This window comes from Vibrio metschnikovii CIP 69.14, assembly GCF_000176155.1.
Lineage (GTDB): Bacteria > Pseudomonadota > Gammaproteobacteria > Enterobacterales > Vibrionaceae > Vibrio > Vibrio metschnikovii.
Genome location: NZ_ACZO01000006.1, coordinates 1,383,674 through 1,396,435, shown reverse-complemented (window position 1 = coordinate 1,396,435; position 12,762 = coordinate 1,383,674). Strand labels below are relative to the sequence as shown.

Below are 12,762 nucleotides of genomic sequence, written 5' to 3'. Positions count from 1 at the left end.
AGCGGCTAAGCCAGTCGGCTCTAAGCGCGATTAACGTTGATGAGTAATCCCTTCTTCTTCCCTTAGGAAAATGAAAATGTCAGACAGTAAAAAATTCACGATTAAAGTGACCGAAAAGAATAATGGTTGGGCGGCAGAAATTGTTCGTCAAGTTACCTCCCGTCGCACCGTCGTTTCAAAGCGCGAAATGGGTTTTGAGAGCGAAGCACAGGCACAAGCTTGGGCTGAAAAAGAGTTGATTGGTTTTATTGAAAGCCAAGCTAAGCGTAATGAGCGCAAAGCCGTCGCAAGAAAAGAAAAACAAGAAAAGCAAGAAAAACAAGAGAAACAAGACTAACGCGTTTCGTTTCGTCGACTTGTTGGATGATAAAAAACCCACTTCAATTTGTGGGTTTTTTACATTTATGGCCCATACCATCTTGTCTATCAAGTCGAGCTATGCGTATTAGCGAAACTGACCAACCTCAGGTAAAAACTCAAACCCCGCATTGGCCAAGCGTGCTTCTAATGCCTGACGATCGATAGCAAAATGATCACTCAACTTATCAAGGTCACCAGCAAACTCATCGCGCAGCTTCATATTAACGATACTCATCAGCATGATGGGATCCATATTCGCAAAATTGTCGAGCATCATGCTTAGTCCTCAAAATCAGAAATGAGCAAATTGGCAGCAGCGAAAGCGGCTTTTTCTTGAGTGTCTTTAGGCAGAGTCGGATCGGCAGCAATATCATTTAAGGTTTTTACTGCGCAGGAGATAGCTTTAGGGATATAGCCTTGATCGCCACTGCCAATTTGTGCGTACAGCTCGCGGACTAAATCACAACAATCGTAAACTCGCATCTGGGTTTCCTATTGATAGATGATAACGGCTCGCAATGATACACAGGGTATGTTCAGAAAACAAAATCATTCTCTCGTTTCCGACTTGAAGCGATAAGGGCTCTATACATTGATGGTGAATAGATAGTCTTGGAACCCGCATGGGATAGAACTGATTTTGCCGTTTTTAAGGTGGAGCTTTTAAGCAGCATCGATAAAAAAGGCTGCCATTCAGCAGCCTTCATTGAGAATGAGTAATGGATGATCATCCACTCACATCGCTTAGCTATCGCCCAATTGCTCGTGAATAAAGCTCACCATATTGGCCATAGGGACGGCAGATTTTTCACCACTGCGACGATGTTTGTACTCAAAGTTACCTTCATCCATGCTGCGATCACCGATGATGATCGTATGCGGAATACCGATCAGTTCCATATCCGAGAACATCACGCCTGGGCGCTCTTTACGATCGTCAAACAAGACTTCAATACCAGCAGCGGTTAATTCCGCGTAGAGTGTTTCCGCCGCTTGTTGAACTCGCTCAGATTTGTGCATGTTCATTGGTACAATCGCGACTTGGAAAGGGGCGAGTGCATCTGGCCAGATAATGCCGTACTTGTCATGGTTTTGCTCGATGGCTGAGGCCACAACACGAGAAACACCAATCCCATAACAACCCATTTCTAAAATAGTGTGTTTACCATTGGAATCGAGTACGCCACAGTTCATCTTTTCCGAGTAGTTAGTCCCTAACTGGAAGATATGACCCACTTCGATACCGCGTTTCAGCATCAAGGTTCCTTTACCGCATGGGCTTGGGTCGCCTTCAACGACGTTACGCAGATCTTCCACTTTTGCTAGCTCAACATCACGGCCCCAGTTAATACCGAAGTAGTGTTTGCCGTCAATATTGGCACCCGCGCCAAAGTCACTCATCACCGCTACAGTGCGATCAACGATAAATGGTAGCTGAAGGCCGACTGGCCCAAGAGAACCAGGACCTGCACCAATCAGCGCGCGAATTTCTTCTTCGCTGGCCATTTCTAATGGAGCGGCAACTTCAGCGAGTTTCTCTGCTTTGATTTCATTGAGTTCATGATCACCGCGGATGATCAGTGCCACGATAGGGGCATCGATCTCATCAGAGGCTTTGACAAACAGGGTTTTAACGGTTTTCTCGATCGGTAGACCGTGCTGCTCAACCAATTCAGCAATGGTTTTTGCGTTTGGTGTATCAACCAGCGTCATTTCTTGGGTTGGAGCTTGGCGCTCGATTGCTGGCGCTACCGCTTCCGCTTTTTCAATGTTGGCTGCGTAATCTGACTCAGTAGAGAAAGCAATAATGTCCTCACCACTTTCAGCCAGCACGTGGAATTCATGCGAACCGTTACCACCAATTGCACCGGTATCGGCTAATACGGGACGGTAATCAAGCCCCATACGATCGAAGGCTTTACAGTAAGCGTCGTGCATCGCTTGGTACGATTTTTCTAGACCGTCTTTGTCGATATCGAAGCTGTAAGCATCCATCATAGAAAATTCACGGGCACGCATCACACCAAAACGAGGGCGGCGTTCATCACGGAATTTGGTTTGAATTTGGTACAGGTTCAACGGCAATTGCTTGTAAGAGCTGACCTCGTTACGAACGAGGCTGGTTATTACTTCTTCAGCCGTTGGGCTAAGAACAAACGGACGAGTATGGCGGTCAGTAAAGCGAAGTAGTTCCGGGCCCATTTTTTCTGAGCGGCCGGTCTCTTCCCACAGTTCAAACGGCTGGACAACGGGCATCAAGGTTTCAATCGCACCGGCGTTATCGATCTCTTGACGAACGATGTTTTCGACTTTACGCAGTACACGTAGACCAGTAGGTAGCCAAGTATAAAGACCTGAAGCCAGCTTACGGATCATACCTGCACGTAACATGAGCTGGTGGCTCACGACTTCAGCGTCGTTTGGAGTCTCCTTCAGAGTAGAAAGAAGATATTGACTGGTACGCATTCTATGGTATCCGTTTCATCATGATTGAAAAGCCCCTCATCATTATGAGGGCGTAAAATTAAGCCTTGTATAATATCAGCCAATCGGCTTTGTCAAAAGCGTTCAATGCTCGTTACTGTCACTAACTTATCGCTAACGGTAAATTTCACATTCAAATTGAACAAATTGACCGCATATTCCTTATTGTCAAGTTGGTTTTTCTTGTAGGCGGGACGTGGATCTTGCGCTAAAACCTGCTCAATCACTTGTTGTTCATAGTGATGCCCCGTAAGTCTATTGAGCTGTGTTTGTGCTTGAGGGGAGAAAACCACAGGCAACCGCTCTGGTTCATGGTCAGCATAGCCTCCTGTCGCTTGAGGAATTGCATCGGAGTATGGAATATAAGGCTTAATATCAATCACCGGCGTGTGATTGACCAAATCAACACTGCCTAACTCAAGAAACAATTGCTCACCTTGTTTGGTTATCCCTTTTAGTTCAACGGCAGACATACCGATGCCATTTGGGCGAAAGGTTGAGCGGGAAGCAAAGACCCCAACCCGTTCATTGCCACCAAGGCGAGGTGGTCTTACTGTTGGTTTCCAGCCTGCGGCTAAGTTTTTATCGAACAAAAACAGTAGCCAGAGATGAGAAAATTGTTCAATGCCACGCACGGCTTCAGGAGTATTAGCCGTCCCGAGGAGTTTTAAACGTGCGGTTGCGGCGGGCACTAAGCGAGGTTGACGAGGGACGGCAAATTTTTCTTGATAGGGACTTTCAATAATACCAATAGGATCAATTGTATACATAACCTAACGCTGAATAATAAGAATGAGACATGCCAAAATAGCACATTTTTTACTTGCATTTTCAGTTGATAATGATTATTAATTGATATGTTATAATGTATCAATTTTCGGAGGGTCTATGAAAGCAGGAATTCATCCTGAATATCGACCAGTGGTGTTTCATGATACCAGTGTTGATAAATATTTTATGATTGGTTCGACATTAAAAACCGATCGCACCATCGAGTGGCAAGATGGAAAAACTTACCCTTATTTTACGGTCGAAGTCTCAGCAGAATCGCACCCTTACTACACGGGTAAGCAGCGTGTGATTCAAAAAGAGGGACGTGTGGCTAACTTTAATCGTCGCTTTGCCCAATTTACCAAGGAATAAACCATGAAAGTCTTAAGTTCATTAAAAAGCGCAAAATTACGTCATCCAGATTGCCAAATTGTCAAAAGACGGGGACGTTTGTACGTGATTTGTAAAACCAATCCGCGCTTTAAAGCCGTGCAGCGTTAAAAAATTGGATTGGGCCATGAGTAGCTAGGGAGTGTTGCTTAGATTCGATCACAAAACACGTAACACAGTAATGACTCATCAGATGATTGATTTACCGATTAATCATCTGATTTTTTGTTTAAAAGTGGTTAAAAATAAGACTTATTTTTACATTTAGTAACATCTTCAATTTTTACTTATTCGTTTCCTCAAGTAACCTGCGCTCGCTTTTGACATTTCTGTCACATATGCATAGGAATAATAACAAGGAGGGAACAGATGAGTTCATCTGCTTCGATTAATCAACCAGCACCGAAAAAACCGCGCTTTACGCGATTTTTAGATGCTGTGGAATATTTAGGGAATTTATTACCTCATCCCATCACACTGTTTGCCATTTTTTGCGTGGCAATTTTAGTCGCCTCAGGTATTGCTGGTTATTTTGAAGTGTCGGTTGTCGATCCTCGACCTGAAGGTGCAAGAGGTCGTGCTGCCGATGGTATGATCCATGTGGTCAGCTTACTGAATGGCGATGGTTTACAGCGCATTGTGACCAATCTCGTCACTAACTTTACCGGTTTTGCTCCTTTGGGCACGGTGTTAGTTGCCATGCTAGGTGTCTCTATTGCTGAGCATTCTGGCCTGCTGTCTGCTGCGATCCGTGGCATGGTCATGGGCGCTTCAAAACGCATGGTTACGTTTACGGTTATTTTTGCCGGTATCATGTCTAACACGGCGGGTGAACTGGGTTATGTGGTGCTTATTCCACTTGCCGCCATGCTGTTCCATTCATTGGGGCGTCATCCTTTAGCAGGCTTAGCGGCTGCGTTTGCTGGTGTTTCTGGTGGTTATTCTGCCAACCTACTCATTGGTACGGTCGATCCGCTGCTTTCTGGGATTACGGAAACGGCGGCGCGAATTTTGGACCCAGAATACATCGTAGGCCCAGAAGTAAACTGGTACTTTATGGCGGTTTCCACCTTCTTTATTGCAATTGCTGGTGCTTGGGTAACGGAAAAAATTGTTGAGCCTAAACTCGGTAAGTATGATGTGGCTGAAGCGGGCGATGATTTATCACAAGATAAAATGGGCTTTTTGACCGATGTGGAAAAGAAAGGCTTAAAATACGCTGGATTCGCCACCGTCGTTGTCTGCGGACTGTTGGCTTGGACGATTGTGCCGGAAAATGGCGTATTACGTCACCCTGAAACCGGGCTGGTTGCTGGTTCGCCGTTCTTACGCAGTATCGTTGCTTTCATCTTTGTGTTCTTTGCTGTTCCTGGCTTTGTATACGGTAAAGTCGTAGGCACGATGAAAAATGACCGTGATGTGATTGATGCAATGGCAAAATCCATGTCCTCAATGGGCATGTATATTGTGTTGGTATTTTTTGCCGCTCAGTTTGTGGCATTTTTTAGCTGGACTAACTTTGGTCAAGTGTTTGCTGTCGGTGGTGCTTCCTTTTTGCAAACCATTGGTTTGACTGGACCAATGCTGTTTTTTGCTTTTATTCTGATGTGTGGATTTATTAACCTGATGATCGGTTCAGCTTCAGCACAATGGGCAGTCACGGCACCTATTTTTGTACCGATGTTGATGCTTGTTGGCTATGCACCGGAGACCATTCAAGCGGCGTACCGTATTGGTGACTCTGTGACCAATATCATTACCCCCATGATGAGTTATTTTGGTTTGATATTAGCGATTGCGAGTCGGTACATTAAAAATCTAGGCATTGGTACGCTGATTGCGGTCATGATCCCTTATACGATTGTCTTTACATTAGGTTGGAGTGTACTGTTCTTTGTATGGGTATTTGTGCTGGGAATGCCTGTCGGGCCGGGCGCTGCAACCTATTATATTCCTTAATCTTTTCTCTTTAACGAAAGAGTAAAAACAGGCTTAACGCCGCTGCGATGATGAAAATGGCAGCGGCGTTTTTTGATCGTAAACAGGGCGATCTCGACATGACCAAGATTATCTGACAACGTTTAGCGTCGGCGAGTCAACCAGCGATCGAGATGGTTGGCGAATTCACGTCGCTCGGTTTGGGATAATGCATTTGGGCCACCCGTTTGAATGCCACTTGAGCGCATAGTATCGAGAAAGTCTCGTATGTTCAGCCGAGCTTTAATGGTTTCAGAGGTAAACAGCTCTCCTCGTGAACTCAGTGCTAATGCACCTTTCGTGATCACTTCGTCGGCTAATGGGATGTCTGAGGTGATAACTAAATCTCCCTTTTCGACTCGCTTAACAATTTCATTGTCGGCAATATCAAACCCAGCAGGAACTTGCAATGCAATGATATTACTGCGTTTAGGGAGTGGGATTTGATGGTTAGCAACAAACGTACATTCTACTCCCGTACGTTCAGCGGCTCTGATCAGGGTTTCTCTGATCACCTTCGGACACGCGTCGGCATCGACCCAAATTTTCATCTTGATTCCTTCTGATTGGTCAGTTCGGCGGCTAACTGTTCGACTCTAGTACTGAGCATCGCGAGTTGCTGTTCAAGTTGGGTAATACGTTGTTGATCCGTCAGTGGAGTAACGCTATTGACCTCAACCTTTGGGACTCGTTGGGCTTGTTTCCAACTTGTTATTGCTGCAATAAGGACGGGGATTGGCAGCGAGGTGCTAAGGCGAGATTTCACCAGAGCCACCGTTGGCGCTTTTCCCTGTTGTTGTAATTGCGTGAAAATAGCCTGTAATTCATGCGATAGATCTTTACTGAGCATATTCTGTCCTTGTGTCATGGATAGTGCCTATCTTACCCATAAATGATGGCTTCGTGTTGAGTTTTCTCTTCTCTCAGTCTTTGTTCTTTTGGTAGCAAAAGAGGGCGTTGCGTGTAAGAGATCGCTTACCTGTGATGTGCGAGAAAAGCGCTACGTTATTGAAGTCTTAAGATATGAAAATTCTAATAGATTGTTTTATAAGTGATTAAATTTAATGTTGAACTATTTGAGTGATATAAAACTTGAACTTGGGATTGAATCGTGGCCAGAAGTGAGTAGATTAGTAGCTGTCGCAGCGGAAGTGACAAGGAATAGGAATGACACAAGGAGTGTTGCTTCAAGGATGAGACGGTGAATCGGAACATCGCCGCAAGGATTAGGACTCATTAAGGATATGACCATTGACATGAGGTTGATGGGCAAGGAAAGCAGGACCCTATGGAATAGGTCGGGATCCCTTCAGGATGAGGGTAGGACACCGCTCAAGGAACAAGTGAAGGAAACTAATCAGGATCGGTTAGTGTCATGGATGAATAGGACACCGCCAAGGTGGCGATGCATAGGATAAGGTCACTGGATTGTACCGCTACTATTAGGGACGATGCAGGGAGCACGAACAAGTAGCTGGATTGCTATAAGTAAGACTTAAGCCCCGATACCATGTGTGTCGGGGCTTTTCTTAGTTCGGATAGGGCAGTGAAAACATGATGTTGCTGCCGGTAATGTCGAACGGTTTGAGTATAATGATAATTATAATAATGTGATGTTGAGCAAATGACATCAAGATCAATACGTCATCGTTGGGATTGGTTTACTTTCGCCTACTTCTTCAAGAAAACTCCGCAGTGGCTTAGCGCTGTTTATACCGTGAGACGGTGAAGTGGCAAGGTTGTCGTGATACCAGCGCTATCATTATGATGGCTGCGGAGTACGACGATTTGTTTCTTTACTCGTTTTAGGTATTGAGATAATTGATATTGTTGAGAACAAGGATGGCCCGTGACGATAGTAACACGTAGAACGTTAATAGTGCCTTATACCGAGACGTTTGAATCTGATTTTTTGATGCTTAATTGCTGTGCTAAAAATCGTGCCCAAATGAATGGCCCGAAAACGGTGGCGGCCGCGAGACAGCAATTTCAACGCATTTTACATGACCCTCACTTACATGCGATGGCCGTGCTGGATAATTATAATCGTGAATACATGGGGCATTTGTACGTTGAAGTCGACGAGCAGAGCGCTGAGTTGGGCTTTGTGTTCGATAAAAGTTACTGGGGACAAGGGATCGCTAATGAGGCATTGCAGGCTTTTTTTCCTAAAATTTGTCAACGATTACACCTTGAGAAGGTGATGGCTAGGGTTAACGCTCAGCATGCGGCGGCTCAATCTATTTTGGATAAATTAGGTTTTATTTCGATAAGAACGGAAGACGACATTTTTGGCGTGTTTTATGAGTATCAATGGCAACGCCAAACCGAGTTATCCTCATTTGCCAGTTACTCTCTCTGAGCAGTAACGGCGTTAAGTTTAAAGCATTCGGTGCGGCGGCAGATGAAAGCCCGAGGGGGTAAAGCCGACCATCATCAGTTGTCCTTGATAGCAATCATCACCGAGCGCAGAGAATTCAAAATAATAGACCGTATGCCAACGCCAGCGATGAGCTGGCGTTTTCCATTTATGCTGTCCAAAAGAGACACTGAGTAGCTGTAAATCTAACGCTGCGCATTTACGTGCTATACACTGTTTGGCTATTTCTGATTGACGACGCTGCTGCCAAAATAGATAACAGACTAAGCTCAGTAGAATGATGCCAATAAGGTTATCAATCATTCGCTTTCCTTTATGGCGATGAAGGTTTGGTGGCACGCTGTAAATTGACCAGCGCTTGAGTGAGTTCTGATGAAGGGCTGCTATGGAGTAGCGGTAATAGCACGACTCGCAGCTCTGGTAGCATGACTAAATCAGCAAAAATTTGATTAAATAGCGTTTGATCACCACTTTGTGCTAAGCGTAGTAAAAATCGTTGAGCGCGCCCGGGATCCTTGAGCGCTGACCAACAACGACCGGCGATAGCAATCAGCACTTCTGGGTGACAAAAAGAACAGTCATCCAACACTTGATCAATCCATTGAGCTAGCTGCTCTGGCGTCCCTCCAGAGAGTGCTCGGATCAACGCTGCCAATAAAAATAGGTCACATTCAGGTTGCGTGATGCAAGCTCGTAATTTCTCATCGAGAGCCTGTGCTAGGTCATTGGGTAATGAGCTGTGTTCAAGTGAGCCGAGCAGAGCATAAAGGACAGGCGAAGGTAAATGAGCGAGTGCGTTGATGATTAACCGACCATTGTTGCTATCATTAAGACGCGCGCAGATATCGCTAATGCCTTGTAGACCAACAGTTTGCCAGTTATCCCATCCTAAATCACCTGTTAAGTAATGTTGAGCATGTTCATAGTATTGACTACTAGATAATGAAAGCTGCTGGCGAATTTGGCTATGAATGACCGCCATTTTTTCTTCGCTTGGTTTAAAGGTATAAGGATTATTAGCAAGCTTTTGTTGTTGAGCTTCGGTTAATTCGCCAGTGAGCCGCGAGCCCATTGCTTCAAGAACGTAACTAAGAAATTGGCCTATTTCTGCTTGAGCCAATAACCCGCGTTCATCAAGAGTAAATTTTACAAACCATATCCACGGTTGTTGGTTCTGATGCCAATAAACAATGGCGAGATGAGCTTGACGCTGCAACGGGTAAGGATACGGTTGTCTTGCTTGTTCAACATGGTGAAATTGTTGTGCATCGACGGGTTGGATGCGCCGTCCCAGATCAAAAATCTGATAGTGTACTTCACTCTGTTTAAGTAAATCGGTGAGGGTATGAATCGGCTGCATAAGGGATTATTTGTTCCTAACTTTCTTTGTTTAATAAATGGTATCATTTGGCGCAAATTCAAGGCCCAACAAATAAACATTGATGATCTATCCAACACGTTTACCGATTTTACTGCAACAACTAACCACAGAGCTCAAAGTGGCGGCTTTATGGCAAGAACATTGCCCAACGGAGGATAAGCTCCTCAGTCGAGAGCCGTTTGCTATTGATACATTACATCCACACGAATGGCTACAATGGATTTTTTTACCTCGAATGTGGCAATTACTCGACACGAAACAACCTTTGCCTAAAGGTTTTTTGTTAACGCCTTATTTTGTTGAAGCGTGGAAAGATCAATCTGGCTACCAGCCATTGATTGAAGTGTTAATTGAGATAGATAGAGTGGCACAATAATGTTAGAGATCATTTATCAAGACCCGTATCTGGTCGCGGTCAATAAGCCTGCGGGTATGCTTGTTCATCGCTCTTGGTTGGATAAGCATGAAACTCAATTTGTGATGCAAACCTTACGCGATCAAATTGGTCAACATGTTTTCCCTTTGCACCGCTTAGATAGACCGACATCTGGCGTACTCGTGTTTGCGTTATCCAGTGAAGTTGCTTCAATACTGATGCCAATGTTTGCTAGTCAACAAATGGAAAAAACTTACCATGCCGTGGTGCGAGGCTGGATTGAGCAAGCCGGTGTTTTGGATTATCCACTTAAACAAGAGCTGGATAAAATCGCCGATAAATTTGCTCAGCAAGATAAAGAGCCGCAATCGGCGATCACCGCTTATCAGCCGTTAGCCAACGTTGAAGTGCCTTTTTCTACCGGCAAGTTTGCCACCACCCGCTACAGTTTGATGGAATTGAAACCGAAGACCGGCCGTAAACATCAATTACGGCGCCATATGGCTCATTTACGTCATCCGATTGTTGGTGATACCACCCATGGTGATGGTAAACATAATCGCTTGTACCGTGAGCAGTATCAAGTGCAGCGTTTGATGCTTCACGCTAGCCAATTAAGCTTTATTCATCCTTATACAGAGCAAATGGTCACCTTAAACGCAGGGTTTGATGACGATTGGCAACGCTTGTTTAGCGCTTTTTCATGGCCAGACCCACAACAAAAAAGCCTTCTCGATTGAGAAGGCTTTCCTTTTCTCTTTGATTACTTGGCTAAGTAATCACGAATCGCAGCTTCAATGCCTGCGCCATCTAAACCTAATTCAGCATGCATCTCTTCTTGCGTCCCTTGGGCAATAAATTGATCCGGCAAGCCAAGATTTAAGGTCGGTTTGAGGAGTTTTTGCGCCATCAAATACTCAACCACAGCCGCGCCAGCACCGCCAGCAATAACATTTTCTTCTAACGTGACCAGTACGTCATGGCTATTGGCTAACTCAGTGATCAATGCTTCATCCAGCGGTTTCACAAAGCGCATATCCGCGACGGTGGCATTAAGCGCTTCGGCGGCTTGTAAGGCATTAGGTAATAAGGTGCCAAAACTGAGGATCGCCACTTTTTCACCTTGACGGATCAGGCGACCTTTGCCAATTGTCAGTGGGGTGAAATCGGTTTCAATCTGCACGCCCATGCCGGTACCACGAGGGTAGCGCACGGCACTTGGACCTTGATGCTGATGACCGGTATAGAGCATTTGCCGACATTCATTTTCATCTGCCGGAGCCATGATCAATAAATTGGGAATACAGCGTAAGAAGCTTAAATCAAATGCCCCTTGATGAGTTTGACCATCGGCACCCACTAATCCCGCGCGGTCAATGGCAAACATCACTGGTAGATTCATAATTGCCACATCGTGGATCAATTGGTCATAACCGCGCTGTAAAAAGGTTGAGTAAATCGCCACAATCGGGTGATAACCGCTGATTGCCATTCCTGTTGCGAGAGTGACGGCATGTTGCTCAGCAATCGCGACATCAAAATACTGACTAGGGTACTCTTTGGAGAAACGCACCATCCCCGAACCTTCACGCATTGCAGGGGTGATGGCCATTAATTTAGGATCTTGCGCGGCCATATCACATAAAAAATCACCAAAGATTTTTGAGTAAGTAGGCTTACTTTCAGCACTCTTCGGTAGGCTGGTATGGCTTAAATCAAATTTGGGTACGCCATGATAACCGATAGGATCTTTCTCTGCGGGCGCGTAGCCTTTGCCTTTTTTGGTCATGACATGCAAAAACTGCGGACCTTTGAGTTCACGCATGTTTTTGATGGTTTTAATCAGTTCTAAGACATCATGGCCGTCAATCGGACCGATATAATTAAAGCCGAATTCTTCAAATAGCGTCCCCGGTACGACCATACCTTTTAAATGCTCTTCGGTACGACGTACCAGCCCTTTAATCGGTGGAATGCCCGATAAAACTTTTTTGCCTCCTTCACGTATCGAAGTGTATAAACTGCCAGACAGTAATTGCGCCAAATGGTTATTGAGTGCGCCGACATTTTCTGAAATCGACATTTCATTATCATTTAAGATAACCAGCATATCGCTGTCGACATCGCCTGCGTGGTTCATGGCTTCAAATGCCATTCCCGCGGTGATGGCACCATCACCAATCACACTGACGACTTTACGTCCTTTGGCTTCTTTCGCGGCGCAAATAGCGACGCCGAGCGCAGCACTGATTGAGGTTGATGAGTGGCCAACAGAGAGGGTGTCATATTCGCTCTCTTCTCGCCAAGGAAAAGGATGCAGTCCATCTTTTTGACGAATGGTCGACATCTGCTCGCGGCGGCCAGTGAGGATTTTGTGAGGGTAAGCTTGATGGCCGACATCCCAAATCAGTTTATCAAAAGGGGTTTGGTAGACGTAATGCAAAGCGACGGTTAGTTCTACCGTGCCTAATCCAGAGGCCAAGTGACCGCTAGAGCGACTGACGGAATTCAGTAAATAGGTACGTAACTCATCACAAAGCTTAGGTAGCATTTCTTTGGGCATGCTACGCAGTTCGTCAGGGGTATTTGCTAGGGCCAGTGTTGGATATTTCGAAATATCAAGAGTCATAGTTATGCGCGCTT

16 protein-coding genes are annotated in these 12,762 nt (G+C 45.2%); 7 read left to right on the top strand and 9 right to left on the bottom strand.

The genetic code is table 11. From position 1 onward, the window contains the following. Positions 1-76: 76 nt before the first annotated feature. Entirely contained in the window at positions 77-337 is a 261-nt protein-coding gene (locus VIB_RS09730; RefSeq protein ID WP_004395767.1) for a DUF3622 domain-containing protein, read from the top strand. Positions 338-445: 108 nt separating this feature from the next. Here the strand turns inward: VIB_RS09730 and VIB_RS09725 are convergent, their stop codons facing one another. The 4 genes from VIB_RS09725 to tsaA form a co-directional block, all read right to left on the bottom strand. Then, a complete protein-coding gene (locus VIB_RS09725) occupies positions 446-637 on the bottom strand; it encodes a DUF4250 domain-containing protein (RefSeq protein WP_040904594.1) in 192 nt (63 codons plus the stop codon). A 2-nt stretch (positions 638-639) separates the two neighbouring features. Beyond that, positions 640-843 carry a YaeP family protein gene (locus tag VIB_RS09720; protein ID WP_004395765.1) on the bottom strand — a complete coding sequence of 68 codons (204 nt, stop codon included), beginning with the start codon at positions 841-843 and terminating at the stop codon, positions 640-642. Positions 844-1,104: 261 nt separating this feature from the next. Then, complete coding sequence (locus tag VIB_RS09715; protein WP_040904592.1) at positions 1,105-2,826, bottom strand: proline--tRNA ligase; 1,722 nt, start codon at positions 2,824-2,826, stop codon at positions 1,105-1,107. Between the two features lie 92 nt (positions 2,827-2,918). Further along, positions 2,919-3,614 (bottom strand): tRNA (N6-threonylcarbamoyladenosine(37)-N6)-methyltransferase TrmO, encoded by a 696-nt coding sequence (gene tsaA / locus VIB_RS09710; RefSeq protein ID WP_004395763.1) that lies wholly within the window; start codon positions 3,612-3,614, stop codon positions 2,919-2,921. Positions 3,615-3,732: 118 nt separating this feature from the next. Between tsaA and VIB_RS09705 the strand changes: the two genes are divergently transcribed. The 3 genes from VIB_RS09705 to VIB_RS09695 all read left to right on the top strand — a co-directional run bounded on the left by VIB_RS09705 (position 3,733) and on the right by VIB_RS09695 (position 5,964). Further along, the gene (locus VIB_RS09705; RefSeq protein WP_040904590.1) at positions 3,733-3,987 is read left to right on the top strand and encodes a type B 50S ribosomal protein L31; all 255 of its coding nucleotides are present in this window, start codon (positions 3,733-3,735) and stop codon (positions 3,985-3,987) included. 3 nt (positions 3,988-3,990) lie between these two features. Next, on the top strand, positions 3,991-4,116 hold the full coding sequence (gene ykgO, locus VIB_RS09700) for a type B 50S ribosomal protein L36 (RefSeq protein WP_040904587.1): 126 nt from the start codon (positions 3,991-3,993) through the stop codon (positions 4,114-4,116). A gap of 258 nt (positions 4,117-4,374) precedes the next feature. Then, positions 4,375-5,964: an AbgT family transporter gene (locus tag VIB_RS09695; protein ID WP_040904584.1), complete on the top strand. Its 1,590-nt coding sequence runs from the start codon at positions 4,375-4,377 to the stop codon at positions 5,962-5,964. 122 nt (positions 5,965-6,086) lie between these two features. On the opposite strand, the gene VIB_RS09690 is transcribed toward VIB_RS09695, so the two are convergent. Both VIB_RS09690 and VIB_RS09685 read right to left on the bottom strand, forming a co-directional pair. Further along, positions 6,087-6,533, bottom strand: coding sequence for a YaiI/YqxD family protein (locus VIB_RS09690; RefSeq protein WP_004395760.1), 447 nt, complete (start codon positions 6,531-6,533; stop codon positions 6,087-6,089). Beyond that, positions 6,530-6,832 carry a hypothetical protein gene (locus VIB_RS09685; RefSeq protein ID WP_040904582.1) on the bottom strand — a complete coding sequence of 101 codons (303 nt, stop codon included), beginning with the start codon at positions 6,830-6,832 and terminating at the stop codon, positions 6,530-6,532. The genes VIB_RS09690 and VIB_RS09685 overlap by 4 nt, the downstream gene beginning before the upstream one ends. A gap of 999 nt (positions 6,833-7,831) precedes the next feature. On the opposite strand from VIB_RS09685, the gene VIB_RS09680 reads away from it, so the two are divergent. Continuing rightward, the gene (locus VIB_RS09680) at positions 7,832-8,344 is read left to right on the top strand and encodes a GNAT family N-acetyltransferase (RefSeq protein ID WP_040904580.1); all 513 of its coding nucleotides are present in this window, start codon (positions 7,832-7,834) and stop codon (positions 8,342-8,344) included. A gap of 18 nt (positions 8,345-8,362) precedes the next feature. Here VIB_RS09680 and VIB_RS09675 read toward each other — a convergent pair whose 3' ends face one another. After that, positions 8,363-8,665 carry a DUF3301 domain-containing protein gene (locus VIB_RS09675; RefSeq protein WP_040904577.1) on the bottom strand — a complete coding sequence of 101 codons (303 nt, stop codon included), beginning with the start codon at positions 8,663-8,665 and terminating at the stop codon, positions 8,363-8,365. A 10-nt stretch (positions 8,666-8,675) separates the two neighbouring features. Further along, positions 8,676-9,722 carry a DUF3549 family protein gene (locus VIB_RS09670; RefSeq protein ID WP_004395758.1) on the bottom strand — a complete coding sequence of 349 codons (1,047 nt, stop codon included), beginning with the start codon at positions 9,720-9,722 and terminating at the stop codon, positions 8,676-8,678. 82 nt (positions 9,723-9,804) lie between these two features. Between VIB_RS09670 and VIB_RS09665 the strand changes: the two genes are divergently transcribed. Together VIB_RS09665 and truC are read left to right on the top strand one after the other, a co-directional pair. Then, positions 9,805-10,119 carry a YqcC family protein gene (locus VIB_RS09665; protein WP_040904574.1) on the top strand — a complete coding sequence of 105 codons (315 nt, stop codon included), beginning with the start codon at positions 9,805-9,807 and terminating at the stop codon, positions 10,117-10,119. Beyond that, a complete protein-coding gene (gene truC / locus VIB_RS09660) occupies positions 10,119-10,859 on the top strand; it encodes a tRNA pseudouridine(65) synthase TruC (RefSeq protein ID WP_004395756.1) in 741 nt (246 codons plus the stop codon). Before VIB_RS09665 ends, truC begins: the two co-directional genes overlap by 1 nt. Positions 10,860-10,882: 23 nt before the next feature. Here truC and dxs read toward each other — a convergent pair whose 3' ends face one another. Next, positions 10,883-12,748: a 1-deoxy-D-xylulose-5-phosphate synthase gene (gene dxs / locus VIB_RS09655; RefSeq protein WP_004395755.1), complete on the bottom strand. Its 1,866-nt coding sequence runs from the start codon at positions 12,746-12,748 to the stop codon at positions 10,883-10,885. Between the last annotated feature and the right edge of the window lie 14 nt (positions 12,749-12,762).